The sequence below is a fragment of the Shewanella sp. ISTPL2 genome (genome assembly GCF_013283205.1).
Lineage (GTDB): Bacteria > Pseudomonadota > Gammaproteobacteria > Enterobacterales > Shewanellaceae > Shewanella > Shewanella oncorhynchi.
Map to the genome: position 1 here is coordinate 2,266,027 of NZ_JAAPAV010000001.1, position 17,941 is coordinate 2,283,967.

The 17,941-nt window shown below is 44.9% G+C and carries 20 protein-coding genes, 1 tRNA gene and 1 pseudogene; 9 read left to right on the top strand and 13 right to left on the bottom strand.

What is annotated here, in order from left to right:
- Positions 1–297: 297 nt before the first annotated feature.
- Genes HUB64_RS10005 through HUB64_RS23305 form a run of 6 tightly spaced genes read left to right on the top strand, consistent with a single transcriptional unit; the run spans position 298 to position 6,899 of the window.
- A complete protein-coding gene (locus tag HUB64_RS10005) occupies positions 298–3,063 on the top strand; it encodes a DNA translocase FtsK (protein ID WP_173496918.1) in 2,766 nt (921 codons plus the stop codon).
- A gap of 55 nt (positions 3,064–3,118) precedes the next feature.
- Positions 3,119–3,745: an outer membrane lipoprotein chaperone LolA gene (lolA, locus tag HUB64_RS10010; protein ID WP_028759940.1), complete on the top strand. Its 627-nt coding sequence runs from the start codon at positions 3,119–3,121 to the stop codon at positions 3,743–3,745.
- Positions 3,746–3,753: 8 nt separating this feature from the next.
- Entirely contained in the window at positions 3,754–5,085 is a 1,332-nt protein-coding gene (locus HUB64_RS10015; protein ID WP_173244856.1) for a replication-associated recombination protein A, read from the top strand.
- Positions 5,078–5,452, top strand: coding sequence for a fluoride efflux transporter CrcB (gene crcB, locus HUB64_RS10020; protein WP_028759942.1), 375 nt, complete (start codon positions 5,078–5,080; stop codon positions 5,450–5,452). Before HUB64_RS10015 ends, crcB begins: the two co-directional genes overlap by 8 nt.
- 18 nt (positions 5,453–5,470) lie before the next feature.
- Positions 5,471–6,757 carry a serine--tRNA ligase gene (gene serS, locus HUB64_RS10025; protein ID WP_173244859.1) on the top strand — a complete coding sequence of 429 codons (1,287 nt, stop codon included), beginning with the start codon at positions 5,471–5,473 and terminating at the stop codon, positions 6,755–6,757.
- Between the two features lie 19 nt (positions 6,758–6,776).
- On the top strand, positions 6,777–6,899 hold the full coding sequence (locus tag HUB64_RS23305) for a hypothetical protein (RefSeq protein ID WP_028759944.1): 123 nt from the start codon (positions 6,777–6,779) through the stop codon (positions 6,897–6,899).
- 99 nt (positions 6,900–6,998) lie between these two features.
- On the opposite strand, the gene HUB64_RS10030 is transcribed toward HUB64_RS23305, so the two are convergent.
- From HUB64_RS10030 to punR, 6 genes are all read right to left on the bottom strand, one after another.
- Complete coding sequence (locus tag HUB64_RS10030; protein WP_105252498.1) at positions 6,999–7,337, bottom strand: TusE/DsrC/DsvC family sulfur relay protein; 339 nt, start codon at positions 7,335–7,337, stop codon at positions 6,999–7,001.
- Positions 7,331–7,612 carry a sulfurtransferase complex subunit TusB gene (gene tusB, locus HUB64_RS10035; RefSeq protein ID WP_173244863.1) on the bottom strand — a complete coding sequence of 94 codons (282 nt, stop codon included), beginning with the start codon at positions 7,610–7,612 and terminating at the stop codon, positions 7,331–7,333. Before tusB ends, HUB64_RS10030 begins: the two co-directional genes overlap by 7 nt.
- Entirely contained in the window at positions 7,612–7,968 is a 357-nt protein-coding gene (tusC, locus tag HUB64_RS10040; protein WP_173496919.1) for a sulfurtransferase complex subunit TusC, read from the bottom strand. The genes tusB and tusC overlap by 1 nt, the downstream gene beginning before the upstream one ends.
- A 14-nt stretch (positions 7,969–7,982) precedes the next feature.
- Positions 7,983–8,372, bottom strand: a complete 390-nt coding sequence (tusD, locus tag HUB64_RS10045) for a sulfurtransferase complex subunit TusD (RefSeq protein WP_173244870.1) — start codon at positions 8,370–8,372, stop codon at positions 7,983–7,985.
- A gap of 69 nt (positions 8,373–8,441) precedes the next feature.
- Positions 8,442–9,101: a Bax inhibitor-1/YccA family protein gene (locus HUB64_RS10050; protein WP_173496920.1), complete on the bottom strand. Its 660-nt coding sequence runs from the start codon at positions 9,099–9,101 to the stop codon at positions 8,442–8,444.
- Between the two features lie 339 nt (positions 9,102–9,440).
- Positions 9,441–10,343, bottom strand: coding sequence for a DNA-binding transcriptional activator PunR (gene punR / locus HUB64_RS10055; protein ID WP_028759950.1), 903 nt, complete (start codon positions 10,341–10,343; stop codon positions 9,441–9,443).
- A gap of 115 nt (positions 10,344–10,458) precedes the next feature.
- Here punR and punC point away from each other — a divergent pair, with 115 nt between their 5' ends.
- Together punC and HUB64_RS10065 are read left to right on the top strand one after the other, a co-directional pair.
- On the top strand, positions 10,459–11,730 hold the full coding sequence (punC, locus tag HUB64_RS10060; RefSeq protein WP_173496921.1) for a purine nucleoside transporter PunC: 1,272 nt from the start codon (positions 10,459–10,461) through the stop codon (positions 11,728–11,730).
- Between the two features lie 80 nt (positions 11,731–11,810).
- Positions 11,811–11,901: transfer RNA gene (locus HUB64_RS10065), tRNA-Ser, on the top strand.
- 192 nt (positions 11,902–12,093) lie between these two features.
- Here HUB64_RS10065 and HUB64_RS10070 read toward each other — a convergent pair.
- From HUB64_RS10070 to HUB64_RS23160, 4 genes are read right to left on the bottom strand one after another with little or no spacing between them, the layout of a single operon-like run.
- The gene (locus tag HUB64_RS10070; protein WP_173496922.1) at positions 12,094–12,657 is read right to left on the bottom strand and encodes a hypothetical protein; all 564 of its coding nucleotides are present in this window, start codon (positions 12,655–12,657) and stop codon (positions 12,094–12,096) included.
- A complete protein-coding gene (locus HUB64_RS10075; RefSeq protein WP_251071046.1) occupies positions 12,654–12,998 on the bottom strand; it encodes a hypothetical protein in 345 nt (114 codons plus the stop codon). The genes HUB64_RS10070 and HUB64_RS10075 overlap by 4 nt, the downstream gene beginning before the upstream one ends.
- The gene (locus HUB64_RS10080) at positions 12,995–13,576 is read right to left on the bottom strand and encodes a reverse transcriptase domain-containing protein (protein WP_368039652.1); all 582 of its coding nucleotides are present in this window, start codon (positions 13,574–13,576) and stop codon (positions 12,995–12,997) included. The genes HUB64_RS10075 and HUB64_RS10080 overlap by 4 nt, the downstream gene beginning before the upstream one ends.
- Positions 13,577–13,828 carry a hypothetical protein gene (locus HUB64_RS23160; RefSeq protein WP_251071047.1) on the bottom strand — a complete coding sequence of 84 codons (252 nt, stop codon included), beginning with the start codon at positions 13,826–13,828 and terminating at the stop codon, positions 13,577–13,579.
- A 331-nt stretch (positions 13,829–14,159) separates the two neighbouring features.
- Here HUB64_RS23160 and HUB64_RS10085 point away from each other — a divergent pair, with 331 nt between their 5' ends.
- Positions 14,160–14,375: a type II toxin-antitoxin system HicA family toxin gene (locus HUB64_RS10085; RefSeq protein ID WP_173244878.1), complete on the top strand. Its 216-nt coding sequence runs from the start codon at positions 14,160–14,162 to the stop codon at positions 14,373–14,375.
- Positions 14,376–14,378: 3 nt separating this feature from the next.
- Here HUB64_RS10085 and HUB64_RS10090 read toward each other — a convergent pair.
- The 3 genes and pseudogenes from HUB64_RS10090 to HUB64_RS10100 all read right to left on the bottom strand — a co-directional run.
- A pseudogene (locus tag HUB64_RS10090) lies at positions 14,379–14,561 on the bottom strand (IS3 family transposase); the annotation flags it as partial.
- Positions 14,562–14,877: 316 nt separating this feature from the next.
- Positions 14,878–15,606, bottom strand: a complete 729-nt coding sequence (locus HUB64_RS10095) for a 23S rRNA pseudouridine(2604) synthase RluF (protein WP_173496923.1) — start codon at positions 15,604–15,606, stop codon at positions 14,878–14,880.
- 889 nt (positions 15,607–16,495) lie between these two features.
- Complete coding sequence (locus HUB64_RS10100) at positions 16,496–17,827, bottom strand: Na+/H+ antiporter NhaC family protein (RefSeq protein WP_105250033.1); 1,332 nt, start codon at positions 17,825–17,827, stop codon at positions 16,496–16,498.
- Between the last annotated feature and the right edge of the window lie 114 nt (positions 17,828–17,941).

Consider the following 17,941-nt stretch of genomic DNA (forward strand, 5'->3'; position numbering starts at 1 on the left):
ATTTATCAGTAACGTCGATATATCCATCTCATTTAACGCTTATTGCTATTAGCCTTGTATTGCCCTTAAGTTTGCTAACTTAGGGGCTTCTTTTTGTGGCATTTTTAAACAAATTTGTTAACGGAAGTGTTTGTGTAATAACTCATTCCTCCCCAAAAGCACACTAAAACACCTCAATAGACCAAATTTTGCCAATCATGACCAATTCTGTATAGAAAAACAGGCTAATGTGCTCCACATTTAGTGGGATTCTGGTATCGTTAGCCCACCTGTTTTCACTTTTATGGATTACGTCGTTTGTCTCAAGGAAATAGTGTACGCACGCTCACTGGCCTGCAACGTCTGCTGGAAGGCGGACTCATCATTTGTTGTGTTCTCGCCACTTATATTTTGCTCGCATTGACGAGTTTTAGTCCGTCTGATCCTGGTTGGAGTCAGTCGCATTTTCAAGGCGATATTAAAAACTGGACCGGAGCAGTAGGGGCTTGGATTGCCGATATTCTGTTATATTTCTTCGGCGTTACGGCTTATATCATGCCAATCATTGTCGCATCGACGGGTTGGTTATTGTTCAAACGTGCCCATCATTTACTAGAAATTGATTACTTTTCAGTGGCCCTGAGATTGATTGGATTTTTACTGATCATTCTGGGATTTTCTGCTTTGGCTAGCATGAATGCCAACAACATCTACGAGTTTTCGGCAGGCGGAGTGGCGGGTGATGTGATCGGTCAAGCCATGTTGCCGTATTTTAATAAACTCGGCACTACCTTATTACTGCTGTGTTTCTTGGGCTCAGGCTTTACGCTGTTGACTGGGATTAGCTGGCTGACTGTGGTCGAGAAAATCGGCTTAGTCTCTATTTGGATTTATAAAAAGTTAAAATTATTGCCGCAAGCGATGAAGCGTGAGCATGAAACCGAGGATACCCGTGGTTTTATGTCCGTGGTGGATAAGTTTAAACAGCGCCGTGAATCCCAATATGTGCTAGAAAAGCCCCCCATAGTTGAAAAGCCTAAGGTGCGTGAGCGTCATATTGGTCGTAGAGCTGAGATAACCCCAACGCTATATGCTGCCACTGATGATATGGTCATTGAACCAGAAGGTATTATTACTGAAACTGAGAATAATTCGTCGCCAAAAAACAAACTATCGGCGCTTGCAAAAATTCTAAGCTTGAATGGCAGTAAAAGTAAGAGTGCACAACGGGTTGAGCCACAAATCGATAATGATGATTTGGCCGCCCATGGCAATTTTGAAGTGCCACCTTGGTTAGCTGAACCTCAGCATTCAAATGCCGATGAGCAAGACAGTGCCGATTTTAATTCGCATTCATTCGATCATGATGACAATGAGCCAGTGTTTAGCAGTCAAGCATTTACAGAAGATGAAGACGATGAAAGTCTCGGTTTTAGCGATGATGACGTCATTGATTTTGATACTAAAGTGTCAACAGGTGCAGTGAATCAAGCGCAGCGTAATAAGCAAGATCAAAAAGCTAAAATTGTCGATGGCATTGTGGTATTGCCAGGACAAGAAGACAAACCCGCACCGAAAAAACCGATGGATCCTCTGCCGAGTATTAACTTGCTCGACATACCTGACCGTAAGAAGAATCCGATCAGCCCAGAGGAATTGGATCAAGTCGCTCGCCTTGTTGAGCTTAAATTGGCCGATTTCAACATCATCGCCAATGTAGTGGGTGTGTATCCAGGTCCTGTGATCACACGCTTTGAATTAGAATTAGCGCCGGGCGTTAAAGCGTCAAAAATCTCTAATCTATCAAAGGATTTAGCTCGTTCATTACTGGCTGAAAGTGTGCGCGTGGTTGAAGTTATTCCGGGTAAGGCTTATGTCGGACTCGAATTGCCCAATAAATTTCGCGAAACCGTGTTTATGCGCGATGTGTTAGATTGTGCCGCCTTTACTGAGAGTAAATCCAACTTAACTATGGTGTTAGGCCAAGATATTGCTGGTGACCCTGTTGTTGTTGATCTTGGTAAAATGCCACATTTATTGGTAGCCGGTACTACAGGCTCTGGTAAGTCTGTGGGTGTAAACGTGATGATCACCAGCTTACTGTATAAGTCTGGCCCAGAAGATGTACGCTTTATCATGATCGACCCCAAAATGTTGGAATTGTCTGTCTATGAAGGTATTCCGCATTTGCTATGTGAGGTAGTTACCGACATGAAAGAAGCTGCCAATGCGCTGCGTTGGTGTGTCGGCGAGATGGAACGTCGCTACAAGCTGATGTCTATGATGGGCGTACGTAACATCAAGGGCTATAACGCTAAAATTGCCGAGGCGAAGGCCAATGGCGAAGTGATTTTAGATCCTATGTGGAAGTCTTCTGACAGCATGGAGCCAGAAGCGCCTGCGTTAGATAAGCTGCCATCGATTGTTGTCGTTGTCGATGAATTTGCTGACATGATGATGATTGTTGGTAAAAAAGTTGAAGAGTTGATTGCCCGTATTGCCCAAAAAGCGCGTGCCGCAGGCATACATTTAATTCTTGCAACCCAAAGACCTTCAGTGGATGTGATCACAGGTTTGATTAAGGCCAACATTCCCACACGTATGGCGTTCCAAGTGTCATCGCGTATCGATTCGCGCACCATTTTAGATCAACAGGGTGCCGAAACCTTGCTTGGTATGGGTGACATGTTATTTTTGCCACCGGGTACTGCGGTACCGAATCGTGTTCATGGTGCGTTCGTTGATGATCATGAAGTTCACCGTGTCGTTGCCGATTGGTGCGCCCGTGGCAAACCGCAATATATCGAAGAAATCCTCAACGGTGCCAGTGATGGTGAACAAGTATTATTGCCTGGTGAAACCGCTGAATCAGACGAAGAATACGATCCGTTATATGATGAAGCAGTCGCCTTTGTGACTGAAACTCGTCGCGGCTCGATTTCAAGCGTACAGCGTAAATTTAAGATTGGTTATAACCGTGCAGCCCGCATTATTGAACAGATGGAAGCACAAGGTATTGTTTCTGCTCAAGGCCACAACGGTAACCGTGAAGTCTTAGCGCCGCCAGCACCAAAACATTATTAAGCCGCGCTAAGGCGTAGCTTTGATACACCCAAGGGTTTACAGGGTAAGGAATAAAATGAAAAAACGATTATGCGCTGTGTTGTTAGCTTCACCTTTGCTATTTAGCGCGGCTGTGTTTGCCGATGATGCGCAGCAGCTCAGGGAAAAATTGATTGGTACCGCGTCACTAAAAGCCGATTTCAAACAAACCGTAACAGATGTCAATAAAAAGGTTATTCAAACAGGGTCTGGCATTTTTGCCTTAGCGTATCCGAATCAATTTTATTGGCATTTAACCCAGCCCGATGAATCGCAGATTGTCGCTGATGGTAAAGATTTGTGGATCTACAATCCTTTCGCCGAGGAGGTGGTCATCATGGATTTTGCTGAAGCAATCAATGCATCTCCCATCGCATTGCTCGTCCACCGCGACGATGCGACTTGGTCACAGTATTCAGTGTCCAAGAAACAAGATTGCTATGAGATCAAACCTAAGGCGATTGATTCGGGCATATTGTCCGTCAATGTGTGTTTCAAAAATGCCCAGTTAGTCAACTTTAATGTTGCCGATGATAAAGGTAATTTAAGCCTGTTTGATTTAAGCAATCAGCAAGCCATCACAAATAAAGACAAAGCCTTGTTCACCTTTGTGATCCCAGACAGCGTCGATGTTGATGATCAACGTCGAAAAGCAGCGCATTAGGCTATCGCGTGAGCAGTTTATCGTTTAATTTTGCGCCCGATTTTCGTCCCTTGGCCGCGCGCATGCGGCCAAGAACGATTGGCGAGTACATAGGTCAAGCCCATTTACTGGGTGAGGGCCAACCACTACGCAAAGCATTGGAAGCAGGGCGCGCCCATTCCATGATGTTGTGGGGACCGCCGGGCACAGGTAAAACAACCTTAGCCGAATTAATCGCACATTATTCAAATGCTCACGTTGAACGCATTTCCGCGGTCACCTCTGGCGTTAAGGACATTCGCGCCGCGATTGAGCAAGCAAAAGCCGTTGCAGAATCCCGTGGCCAACGTACCTTATTGTTTGTCGATGAAGTCCACCGATTCAATAAGAGTCAACAGGATGCTTTTCTGCCATTTATTGAAGATGGCACAGTGATCTTTATCGGCGCGACCACAGAAAATCCGTCTTTTGAAATCAATAATGCCTTACTCTCGCGGGCAAGGGTCTATCTTATCAAGCGCTTAAGCCATGATGAAATCGCCCATATAGTGACTCAAGCCTTAAACGATAACGAGCGCGGTTTAGGCCTACGACGATTTGTAATGCCAACCGATGTGCTCACAACATTGGCACAACTTTGTGATGGTGATGCCCGTAAAGCGTTAAATCTTATTGAGTTGATGAGTGATATGCTCATCGACGGTGGCACCTTTACCACTGAAATGTTAATTCAAGTGGCGGGGCACCAAGTTGCTGGTTTTGATAAGAACGGCGATCAGTTTTACGATCTTATTTCAGCAGTGCATAAATCCATTCGCGGCTCAGCACCCGATGCGGCGTTGTATTGGTTTTGTCGAATATTAGAAGGCGGTGGCGATCCGCTTTACGTGGCAAGGCGCTTACTGGCGATTGCCTCTGAAGATGTGGGCAATGCCGATCCTGCGGCGATGACAATCGCACTGAATGCCTGGGATTGTTTTCACCGTGTTGGCCCCGCAGAAGGTGAGCGAGCAATAGCACAAGCCATTGTTTACCTTGCCAGCGCGCCTAAGAGCAACGCTGTGTATACCGCATTTAAGGCTGCGCGTGAGTTAGCTCGCGAAACAGGGCAAGTCGAAGTACCGCACCATTTACGCAATGCACCGACTCAATTAATGAAAGACATCGGCATGGGTGCAGGGTATCGATATGCCCACGATGAAGCCAATGCCTATGCCAGTGGTGAAAATTATTTCCCCGAATCCCTGCAAACAGCACAGTTTTATTTTCCGACTGAGCGAGGGTTTGAGAAGCGGATCAAAGATAAATTGGCGCAATTAGCCCAGTTAGATCAAGCCAGTGAGAACAAAAGATATGACTAACATCTTATTAGTGGCTTTCGGCGGGTCAATTGGAGCAGTTTTACGCTATCTTATTTCAATATTCATGATCCAAGTATTTGGCAGCAGTTTTCCTTTTGGTACACTGTTGGTTAATGTTATAGGTTCATTTTTTATGGGCGTAATTTACGCTCTGGGGCAAATGAGTCATATCAGCCCTGAACTCAAAGCGCTTATAGGTATCGGTCTATTAGGTGCTTTGACAACGTTTTCGACTTTCTCTAATGAAACCTTGTTGCTGATGCAAGAAGGGGATTGGCTGAAGGCGATTTTGAATGTGGTGTTGAATCTAAGTCTATGTTTATTCATGGTGTACTTAGGTCAACAACTGGTTTTTTCTCGCATTTAACTATTAAGAATATATCACATGTTAGATCCTAAATTTTTGCGCAACGAATTAGAAGTTACCGCTGAGCGACTGGCTACCCGTGGCTTTATTTTAGACATAGCTCATCTCATTCAATTAGAAGAAAAGCGTAAGTCACTGCAAGTGGCTACCGAAGAATTACAAGCGTCGCGTAATGCCATCTCCAAATCTATTGGCCAAGCTAAAGCCCGTGGTGAAGATGTTGACGCGATCATGGCGCAAGTGGGCGATTTAGGTTCACAGTTGGATGCCAAAAAGATTGAACTGGCCGCCGTACTTGAAGAAGTCAATGCCATTGCCATGTCTATGCCTAACCTGCCTGATGAATCAGTACCAATGGGAGCCGATGAAACAGAGAACGTTGAAGTGAGACGTTGGGGTACGCCACGCACTTTTGATTTCCCGATTAAAGATCATATCGATTTAGGCGAAGGCCTAAACGGCTTAGATTTTAAAAATGCCGTTAAAATTACTGGCTCACGTTTTATAGTGATGAAAGGCCAAGTCGCCCGCTTAAACCGCGCCATTGGTCAGTTCATGTTGGACTTACATACCACAGAGCACGGTTATACCGAAGCCTATGTGCCATTACTGGTTAACGAGGCAAGCTTACTCGGCACAGGCCAGCTACCTAAGTTTGGTGAAGATTTATTCCACACTAAACCTGCGACTGAAGAAGGCCAAGGCTTGAGCCTTATCCCAACCGCAGAAGTGCCATTAACGAACTTAGTTCGCGATAGCATTGTTGATGAAGACGAGCTGCCAATAAAGTTAACAGCGCATACTGCATGTTTCCGCAGCGAAGCGGGCTCATACGGCAAAGATACCCGTGGTCTGATCCGTCAGCACCAATTCGATAAAGTTGAAATGGTGCAAATTGTTAAGCCTGAAGATTCAATGGCGGCACTTGAAGCGCTGACAGGTCATGCTGAAACTGTATTGCAGCGTTTAGGTTTACCGTATCGAACAGTGATTTTATGTACTGGCGATATGGGCTTTGGCTCAAGCAAAACCTACGATATCGAAGTCTGGTTACCAGCACAAAATACCTATCGTGAGATTTCTTCTTGCTCAAACATGAAGGATTTCCAAGCCCGTCGTATGCAAGCACGTTACCGCGTGAAAGCAGATAATAAGCCTGCGCTATTGCATACGTTAAACGGCTCAGGTTTAGCTGTGGGTCGTACTTTAGTGGCTATTTTAGAAAACTATCAAAATGCTGATGGCAGTATCACAGTCCCTGAAGTTCTGCGTCCTTACATGAGCGGTTTGACTCAAATAGGCTAATGGAACACAAAATAATACTATGGATAAAGGCCAGCGCTATCTCCGTTGGCTTTCCTATACCGCTGTGATTGCAGTATTTTTTGCTGTAATGCTCGCCACCGTAGGCAAAGCCATCTGGGTTGTGTTAGAAAACGTCAAATAACCCTATCAACTTTGTTCAAGTAAAAAGAAAGGCATGTTTCCCAAAGGAACATGCCTTTTTGTTTGTGTCATGTTTACGTGATGACTTAACCCTTTGCCATTAAATACACTTAGCTGGTTTGGGCAGGCCCGCGATTTTCGTTGCTTGTTTCGCAGGTCCAATCGGGAATAGGGTATATAAGTATTTAGAATTGCCTTTGTCTGGTCCTAAGGCTTGGCCAATGGCTTTAACTAATACTCGGATAGCAGGGCTCGTTTTATATTCGAGATAGAAATCTCGAACAAAGTTAATCACTTCCCAATGTGCAGGCGTAAGTACAATTTGCTCTTCTGCCGCTAACAACAGGGCCATATCGGGTTGCCAATCGTTAAGATTTTTTAAATAACCTTGATGGTCACGGGCGATTTCTGCGCCATTAAATTGCAATGGATTTACCACGTTATCACCTTGTCATGGAGTAATGATTGAGCCACAAACTCATTGTAATCGATAAACATCACGTTCTTTAAACGTTCGGATAGACCACGTGCGATAACATCGTCTTTTAAAACCATCAGCTTGAAGGGTGATAATGCCATTGCCCATTGACGCAGCAGTAACGCGTTAACACCATCACTCGATAATAAAATCGCATCTTCCTTACAGGCGTAACGTAAACAAAGTTTTAGCGCGTTATCTCGACTGGGAGATGTTTGAATATGGTGTAAAATCATTAGAATACTAAGACCTCATCCACTTGGTTTAAATGGGCTGTGATGGCTTCATCGTTGACCACTGTGACTGGGATCGACAGTAAGCCATGGCTTAAGCCGTAATCGGCTAAGGATTGCTTACAGACTAACACAAAGCCAATATCATACAGCGGCAGTGCTTTAAAGGTGGATATGTAATCTTTAGCACCGATAAGCTCAGGCTGTTGCTCTTTAATCAAATGCAACACACCTTCATCCACAAACACTAAACTCACTTCTTGTTCGAAGCTAGCGCTAAGCAGGGCAAGATCTAAACCTTCGCGGCCACGAACAGTACCATGTGGCGAGCAGCGAAATAGAATACACAATTTTTTCATAGTAGCCCTGAGAGTTAAAAACTGATCAAACGATCGGCCGATTCAATACCTGTGATTAGCTCACCTAAACCGCCCATGATAAATGACTCGCCCACATTCCAGTGGCTTAGGCCATTCTCGCAGGCATCTTGCTGACTCACAATGCCACGACGTAGCGCTGCAGAAACGCAATTGACTAACGGGACCTGACGGGATTGCGCCAGCTGTTTCCAGTCACTGATCACATCATTTTCATCGGAGGCGGGTAAGCTTAAATCTGTGGAGTTATAAACGCCATCTTGATAAAAAAACACACAGATAATCTGATGCCCAGCTAAAAGTGCAGCTTGGGAGAAGCGTAAGGCGTTAACACTCGCCGACGTGCCATAAGCGGGCCCGTTCACTTGGATAATAAATTTGCTCATTTAAAATAAAAATGGCCCTAAAAGTAGGGCCATTCTAACGCAAGTTAAGCTAAAAATCGCTAACTAGGATTAGTCATCGTTGCCTATGCCCATCAGGTGTAACAGCGCGATGAAGAGGTTTAAGAAGTCTAGGTATAACGAGATAGTCGCGCGAATGTAGTTAGTTTCGCCGCCATTGACGATACGACTAGTATCAAACAGGATAAAACCTGTCATCAGTAACGCCAAGCCCGCGTTAATTGCCATAAAGGCAACACTGTTACCCATAAAAATATTAATCACAGCGGCGGCGATCACCACAATCAAGCCGGCGAACAAGAATCCACGTAGGAAAGAGAAATCTTTCTTAGTGGTCACGGCATAGGCTGATAACGCAACGAAAATCACTGACGTTAACCCCAGTGCTTGCATGATCAGCTGTGGACCGTTTGCCATACCCGCGTAGTGATTGAGCATGTAGCCCAGTGAAGCACCTTCCATACCCGTAAAGGCAAACACCCAGAAGATACCCGCTGCAGACTCGGCTTTACGTAAAGTAACAAACAACAGTACTAGGCCACCAATCGATAAACCAATGGAGACTAACGGACTGATATTTAATGCCATTGCTAAACCCGCACACAGGGCAGAGAATGCCAATGTCATCGATAACAGCATATAAGTGTTTTTAAGAAGTTTGTTCACTTCCAGTGTTGACGTACTCGTCGAATATAAGGTTTCTTGGGTCATGTTGATCTCCGTTGACACATTTCCAAACTGATCATTTTGATTTTTTACAGCACACTAAGTTCCCGTAAAATCCTAAAATGAACTTAACTGGTGCAATGATACCGTACATGAGATACGGGTGAAAGTCATAGAACCATGAATAACAAATTGTTAATCTTCAAAATTTTACTCAATTATTTATTTCAACTTTAACTGCAAAGCAAAAAAAATAAGATTCTTGTATCTGCGTCTTCATCCACTATGAAGGTAAAAATTTAGTCTGTACATAAGCAGACGGTACACAATCACACTCAATGCTGATTTCAATGACTAGATCAGCATATTGAGTTTAAACCAAGCTTAAGCCAGCCACTCTTTGTGCAATTTTTCAGTATCGCCAAGATATTCCAGCACCCAAGCGAGTGCAGGCGACATCTTGTCAGCATTCCACGCCAAGCAACAAGGGCTTGTCTGCTTTGGATTTTCCAGTTGTTTTTCAACAAGCGCACCCGCCTTAATAAACACGCTCGCTAAATGCACTGGCATATAACCGACGCCTAAACCTTCGCGGAAACAGTTAATGGCACGAATCCAATCAGGTACGACTAACCTGCGTTGATTCTCTAGCAACCAAGTCATACGTTTTGGAATTTCCCGAGAAGTATCTTCTAAACAAATCGAGGGAAAAGGGCGCAGCTCATCGTCACTTAATGGGCGGTCAATACTGGCCAAGGGATGATTTTTACTAACAAGAAACGCCCACTCAATATCCCCCATGTCTTTATATTGGTAAACACCACCGACTGGAATTGCGGTTGTCGCACCAATAGCAATATCACTGCGACCCGTGGCGAGCGCTTCCCAAACCCCGTTAAAGACCTCAATGCGAATAATTAATTCAATATCATGGAAGTGTCGATAAAAGTCAGCAATTAATACGCTGATCCTGTCGGCACGGACGATATTATCAAGGGCTATGGACAAGGTGGGTTGCCAACCATTTGCCACGCGCTGAGTGCCACGTTTCATCTCGTCCATCTGCGTGAGCAAGGTTCTGGCTTGCTTCACAAAATGTTCACCCGCTGGTGTTAACGTTACGCTGCGATGATGCCGTTCAAAAAGAATGACGCCGAGTTCTTCTTCTATTTGCTTGACCGCGTAGCTCACGGCAGAGGGCACTTTATGTAGCCGATTCGCCGCCGCGGTGAAACTACCTACACGAGCCACAATATCAATGAGTTCTAGCGCTTGTTCTGAGAGCATAACTGACGTCCATTCCAATGAAAATAATTGATAGCACAAGTCAAAAATAAACGTTTCCAATAAATTTAACAAGTCTTTAGACTGCACACTTTAGTCAATCCGACCCGATTATTCTATGAAAACGTCTAGTAACACCTTTGTAAACATAAAGTTCTTTATGTTTCTATTCTATTTAGCCATGTTGAGCATGCTTGGCTTTATTGCCACTGACATGTATTTGCCTGCTTTCAAAGCAATTGAAGGCTCATTTGACAGCACACCATCACAGGTGGCGATGTCACTGACCTGTTTCCTTGCGGGTCTTGCCTTAGGTCAGCTGCTTTACGGCCCGTTAGTCAATAAAATCGGCAAACGTTGGGCACTGATCTTTGGCCTTGTTTTATTTGCCATTGCTAGCGTGTTTATTGCCAACAGTGATTCTATATTAATGCTCAATACCGCGCGCTTCTTCCAAGCCATTGGCGCCTGTAGTGCAGGGGTTATTTGGCAAGCTATTGTGGTTGAACAATATGATGCCGATAAAGCACAAGGTATTTTCAGCAACATTATGCCATTGGTCGCATTATCGCCTGCATTAGCACCGATCCTTGGCGCTTATATTCTGAACGAATTAGGCTGGCGTGCAATCTTTATCTCCTTGTGTGTTATCGCTTTTCTGCTGGTATTGATGACCTTGTACTTTGTTCCAGGCAAGAGTCAACATAAACACAGTGAACATGTTGCTGTATCTTATGGGCAAATTTTGAAAAACACCCGCTATTTAGGCAACGTCGTGATCTTCGGTGCCTGTTCCGGTGCTTTCTTTGCCTACTTAACTGTGTGGCCGATTGTGATGGAAATGCACGGTTATCAAGCGACTGAAATTGGGTTAAGTTTTATCCCGCAAACCATCATGTTTATTGTCGGTGGTTATGCGAGTAAGTTACTGATAAAACGCATTGGCGGGCATCAAACACTCAATATCTTGTTGTCGGTTTTCGCAGCCTGCGTTATTTCGATCATCATGTTCACGCTGATTTATCCCGCGAGCACGATTTTCCCACTGCTTATTTCGTTCTCGATTTTAGCGGCGGCCAATGGTGCAATTTATCCAATAGTCGTGAACAGCGCGCTACAGCAGTTTAGTCAGAATGCCGCTAAGGCCGCAGGATTACAGAACTTCTTACAGATCAGCATTGCCTTTGGTGCATCAAGCTTAGTCGCTATGTGGGCAAGTCTTGGTGAAGTGGCGATTGGTTGGGGTATCCTATGTTGCGCTATTTTAGTTGTGGCCGGCTATATACTTAAGAGTCAACAAGAGTGGGGCGACTTTGCCAAACATTTCACTAAGCCAGATCCCGCACGGGTAGGCATAATGTCCGATGTGAAGCAAAATCCAGCGGATTGAGTGTAATAGCAACAATTGGCGCATAATTGAGAGTTAGTGCTTTACAGTCAACAGACTTACTTATATTATGCGCCTCGTTCGGAGGGGTGGCAGAGTGGTTTAATGCACCGGTCTTGAAAACCGGCGTGGGTTTATAGCCCACCCAGGGTTCAAATCCCTGCTCCTCCGCCATATTTAGTCAAAAAGCCGCTAAGCAATTAGCGGCTTTTTGCATTTTAGCTATTTTAGCCTTGCGTTTCTGATCCGAAACGCAGTGTTTCAGCCATATTTCACAAGCAAAGCCATCAGCAATGATGACTTTGCTTGTATTATTTAACTCTAGATTTCCTCATTCAACATGATGCCAGACAATCTCAGCCATCATTACACTTTGGGAAGTTTGTGTTGGACCATGGCAAGAGCAAAGGAATGCCAATCTGCATTAGCATAGCTGCTCACCAGATCTCGCAGGATAGTCGGTTCGCCAGCATTATCCACTGGTTGAAAAATTATCAGCAAATTCAGCGCATTGCAGTAATCCCGCCGCTCCACCACAAAAAACTGCTTCTTGTAGGGGAGTAGCAATGTGTCCTCAACTTGCGCATTAAAATCACGCGCGGCTAAATAGCCAGTAAACCAATGATTGAGTAATGTGTCACATTGCTTAGTGTGGAATAAGCCTCCCCAATCATCCCCGAGTATGGCTTTACCCGACAGGACTCGCTGGCAATGATGAAAATCGATAAACCCTAGCTCACGTGTAATCACTTGTTGGCAATGCTTAAGCTGGAGATCTGAGTGTGATATGCCCAATTTCGCCATTAAGGTCGCGACTCTTTGCTTGGCTAACGGCTCATCCTGCTGACAAGCTTTGAGCAGTTTTTTAGCGCGAACTTTGGTTTCATTTAATGCGATGGCGCTTGAGTCTTTCATCTTGGCTAACTTCATTTTGCATTACCTCCATGACTGACTCGATTTGCTCGCGGCACGTGAATGAAAGGCCAAATACTGATGATCAATAAACTCAAGAGACAAGCTAAGATGTCCGCAATTGGAAAGGCCATCCACAACTTAACCAAAGAGTTTGGCATGATATTAATGTTTAATGCGCCTGTGATAAATGAAATATCTGTAAAGGATAGTTGAGGTAACAGGACCAGCAGGGGCAGTAACAAACCATAGATTTTTATCCCAGATAATAGCAATGCAAGCTTAGGGCGATTTGTGCCTTGATACACAGCAATCGCAATACCTGTGATCCCCGCCAAAGGTAAAGCGATAAACGTCACACTCGAAATCTTAATACAACCAGTTTTAGCTTAGTGGCAAGATAGCGAGTAATACTCTTGAGGACACGTTCGCCCGCTCGTTGAGACTTGACCAAGATGATAAAGTCATCCGCGTAGCGGGCGAAGTGATGCCCTCTGCTTCCCAGCCCTTTATCCAGACTATTCAACATGATGTTTGATAGTAATGGTGAGAGTGGGCCGCCCTGAGGTACGCCTTCGAAGCTTGCTTCAAATTGGTCGTTGATCATCACGCCTGCACGCAGGTATTTACCAATAAGCGCCAGCAGACGCTTATCCTGTACCTTGATCCTTAACTGAGTCATTAAGAGATCATGATTTACTCGATCAAAGAACTTGGACAGATCAACATCGACGGCAAATTTGCGTTTATGTTTGATGATATCCCTGACTTGCAAGACCGCTTGTTTGGCATTCCTATTCGGTCTAAAGCCGAAGCTATTAGCCGAGAAGGAAGGGTCAAACAACGGCGAGAGAATTTGAGCAATTGATTGCTGTATCACACGACCAATGACGTTAGGGATACCCAGTTTGCGTTTACCGCCATAGGGTTTGTCGATCTATACGCGTCTGACTGCTGAGGGTTGATATTCACCTAACTCAAGTTGAGAATTACACTGTTGCCAACCGCCTTGCTGCACCCAAAGCGGGTAGGCTTCGATGGTCATGCCATCGATACCAGCCGCGCCATTATTGGCTTTAACCTGACGCCAAGCTCGGTGTAGATTCTCAGGCTGAAGCAGTTGTTGGAATAAATCGCTGTTGAAGGCTGGTTGCTCATTTACGGTGGCCATTAGATCACGTGGTTTCATCGTCTTGTCCCCTTACTTAGTGGGGGAGGCCCTGCCAACTCACCTCTAGCCTACGCCTCATATGATGTTCTTGTTCATCAGCTCGCAAATTTGCTAGCGGCCTCCTTCAAACCAATCCTCGCGGATAAGCCCTTGCCATTCGCTAGTAGTTAACGTTTAATAACAGGATGTTATTGAACAGTGACCTTCCTACAGAGGACTTTCACCTCATTAGTTCATGCCCATGCTGGGCGTACACAAAGCCATCAATTTGACTGTCTTACGCTGCGCTTCAACCAGCAAATTATGGCGGCGTTATATGCCTAGTTCCTTGGTATGGTACCATTAGTTAGTGAAGCGAAAGCACCAAAAGACACTGGAGCAATTTTATCTTCGCCCTACCAGCGGCACTACACCCTGGAAGGACATCGAAGCTTTGTTTAAAGCATTAGGTGCAGACGTTTCCGAAAGAGCAGGCTCTCGAGTCGCAGTTGTGCTGTTTGATGAAGTACGAGTATTTCATCGGCCCCACCCATCTCCGAATACGGATAAAGGATCAATTATGTAGTGGTCAAGTAAAATTGGCCACGGTTTTAGAGTCATTCCAATATAAACGTTCTGACTCATTTGGCGTTAACCCACCATTATATTGATGGGGTCTGGTCTCACTGTAATATCCAGTGATGTAATTTGTGATCTCTTTATCTGCTTCTGTAAAATTCCCATAACCACTGGCAGGTATCCACTCAGATTTCNCTAAAGTCATCTACGAGGTAATAATATCACCTCTATTTAGGTGGCCAAAATTAGTGTGCCACTACAAGGGACGCATCCTTCGGAAGCGATAGCAAATTTGTCAATGAGCACAAGGGGCTTTCAACTCTGTTGGGGGCGTCTTGGAGCATCCAAGGAGGATAGGACGAGCAGTCCTCCTTGGTCGGGTGTGGGGTGAAGCCCCACGACTTTGATTTTGATTAAAGCATTCAAACTAAACTTGGAAAACTCTAAGGTCTTGCTTTGGGGCTGACGATTATCAGCTATTGGCTTAATGTAATATTCCAACCATCAATTTATTTTATCGCCAGTACTGCTTTTAGCTCTGCAATTTCCGATTCTGTTAGTGGCCGCATTTGCCCTTCTTGTAATTCACCCAATGCTAATTTGCGTAAATTCAGTGTCATTATGGCGACGCGCTCAAGATCGATAACGCGATATCCGAGTGCCTTGGACATCCTACGAATTTGTCGATTTAATCCCTGAGTCAGCACGATTTCAAAGCTGTCCGAACTGAGGCGGTGGACTTGGCAGGGCAGGGTTTGCAGGTCTTTATAACGCACTCCACTGGCCATTTGTTCAACAAAATCATCAGTGAATGGCCTATCGAGGCGCACATGGTAGGTTTTGCTGTGGGCAAAGCTGGGGTGCATCAGTTTATGGGTTAGCTCACCATCGTTAGTTAACAGCAACAGGCCGCGGGAATCTTTATCGAGTCTGCCGACGGGGTAGAGTCTTGGCGCTTTGGGAAGCAGGTGTATGAGGCTCGTTTCATCCTGCTCAAGCAGACGGCAATCCGTGCCCACAGCTTTGTTAAATACCCAATAGGCGAGCGTTTCGGTTTGAGTGATAGGTTTGCCATCAAACTCAATACGGTCGAGGCAGTGTAATGACTCGTCCAAACAGATGGGATCTGTGTGGCGGGCGATACCGCCATTGAGTGTGATGCGCCCAGACTCAATCAAACGGCAGGCTTCACGGCGTGAGCCTATGCCACACTGGGCGAGGTATTTTGCTAAGCGCATGGATTACCCTAAAGTATTTGGCGTTCTTGGGCGCGATGATACAGTATTTTTGATAGGCGCCGCATTGCAAAGGCTAGGCTTAAACACCAAATGATACTCAAGTTAGTTTGGAGCCACATATTGGCTGAAACAGTACAAAAGTGTGTTTGGGGCACACAGGGAGGGAAATCCAATATTGTCCAATCTAATTGCAGGGTTAAACTCACGGCACTACAAAAGCTGATCAGGCTCAAATAGAACAGTGGCTTTGGGCAAATAAACCGAGGCACTATCCCCGCTATAATCACAAGGCTGTGTAAGATGAGGGTGCTTAATAGATAACTCGTTGAAACTATTCTGTGTATGCTCAAAAAATTAATGGGGAATATTCCCATCAAAATCACAGAGACTCCTACCCAAGCACCTGTAAGTGCTATGCATTGGCTAAACGTATCTAGTTTTAGTAAGTAGAGCCCGGTCATTGAAATGAGTATGCAGAGCCCCGCAGCCAATAAGCTTAAATTAAACACATAAGCGAGGGGGGAGTTGATATAGTTACCTAAAAAATCAGCTCGTATTTGTAAGACTTGAACTCCAATGTTTTGATATTCAGCATAAATAGCAATTAATACTCCAGAAGCACTAATAAAGGCTGCGCCTACAATCAACCATGTAATAAGACGATGTAGATCGTAATAACTTGGTTCTTGGTGATAAAGAGGATTCATGGGGGACTAAAAATATACTGACGGGATATGACCACATTGAATACGGTAACTTGCCTGAATTGTTTAATGAAGGCAAGCGAGTTAATGCTTTTTCGCCAAAAGAGGGCTTTAAAATGACAAGGAACGCCTAGTGCGTCCCTTGTCATAAACGTTAGATTCTACTCATGCGACTCAAATATCATTTAGTGTCGTTTGCGGAAAATTACAATCGCAACAGCCACTACGGCTAAAATCATACAGTACCAAGCGTGTGATACCGCTGCTAATGGCGTGATGCTAAAGGTCGAAGCAATTAAGAGTGCCTGTGCACCATACGGGATTAAACCTTGGATAATACAGGCGAAAATATCGAGTATGCTGGCGGCACGTTTTGGACTCACGCCATGTTTCTCTGCTAAGTCTTTTGCAATATCACCCGTCACCACGATAGAAACTGTGTTGTTAGCCACACAAGAGTTAGTCACTGCGACTATACCTGCCATGCCTAGCTCAGCAGCGCGGCATGAAGCTTCACCTTGCGCCTTGGAGAAACGAGTGATCAGCTTTTCAATCTGTTTACTCACAAAGGCAAGACCACCTTGCTGCTGCATGAGTGCGGCTAAACCACCCACTAGCATAGATAGAATGAAAATCTCCTGCATATTGCTAAAGCCAGCATAAATATCTTTACCGAATTGGATCACGCCGTAATCCATAGTAAACAGGCCGGTTGCGCCCGCTAATAAGATACCTAAGGTCAAGACCACAAATACGTTCAGACCTGCCACAGCTAAGATCAAAATGGTCAGATAAGGAATGACCTTAATAAGATCGATATTCTGCGTTGCTAATTCTGCTTGGCCTTGTCCGGCAAATACAAAGGCGATTAAAGTTAGCAGTGATGCGGGGATAGCGAAAATCAAATTTTCACGAAATTTATCTTTCATATCACAGCCTTGGGTGCGCGTAGCTGCAATCGTAGTATCGGAAATAATCGACAAGTTGTCACCAAATAGGGCGCCAGACATCACGGCTCCCGCCATCAGTGCATAGTCGATTTGCGCTTGGTCGGCTACGCCTAGGGCGATGGGAGCGACAGCAGCGATTGTCCCCATAGAGGTTCCCATGGCCGTTGCGATAAAAGCGGCGATCACGAAGAAACCAGGTAGTAACAGGTTCGATGGGATTAACGATAAACCAAGAGCAACAGTAGCATCGACGCCGCCAGTGGCTTTAGCGACTGCAGCGAAGGCGCCTGCAAGTAAGTAAATTAAACACATAGCAATAATATTGCTGTGACCAATACCGCCAATAAAGGTATCAATCGATTGATTTAATTTCTGTTTTGATAAAATCAACGCCAGAATGATTGCAGGTAAAATAGCGATAACGCTGGGTAATTGATAGAAGGCAAAGTCGACACCTTGGCTTTGGAAATACACACCCGCGCCAATGAAAAGACCAAGGAAAACAAATAATGGCAACAGGGCAATAAAAGATGCCGGGCTGTGCTGTGCTGCTGTTGGATTGCTCAAATGTTATCTCTCTTTCGCTTAGGGTTTTTCCGCAGGATCCTTGGCAGTCAAACTCGCTTAAATTCAGTGTTGCCTCGGCATCGTATCCTAGCAACTTGAGGCAAAGCATATTTG